This is a genomic window from Emticicia sp. W12TSBA100-4 (assembly GCF_040253585.1).
In the GTDB taxonomy this organism is placed as follows: domain Bacteria; phylum Bacteroidota; class Bacteroidia; order Cytophagales; family Spirosomataceae; genus Emticicia.
Window position 1 is genome coordinate 1 of sequence record NZ_JBELAU010000101.1, and the last position, 292, is coordinate 292.

Here is a 292-nt window from a genome sequence, read left to right on the forward strand (position 1 = left end):
AGCAGGAAGTTATACAGCGACATGTATCAACAGTTGTGGTGAAAGTGGAGTGAGCAATGTAGTGGTTATCACAACAGGCAGCAGCCCAGCGGCTCCAGTAATTTCATCGAATAAGAATAGCTTGTGTAATGCAGAGACAGCAACGTTGACAGCAACAGGTTGTTCAGGTAGCTTGAAGTGGAGTACAGGCTCGACGAGTGCAAGCATCATTGTAAGCACGGCAGGTACCTACACAGCGACATGTAGCAACAGTTGTGGGGAAAGTGGAGTGAGCAATGTAGTAGTTATCACG

General features: G+C 47.3%; 1 pseudogene. It reads left to right on the plus strand.

The features are described from left to right. Window positions 1–292, plus strand: a pseudogene (locus ABR854_RS25940) (hypothetical protein); the annotation flags it as partial.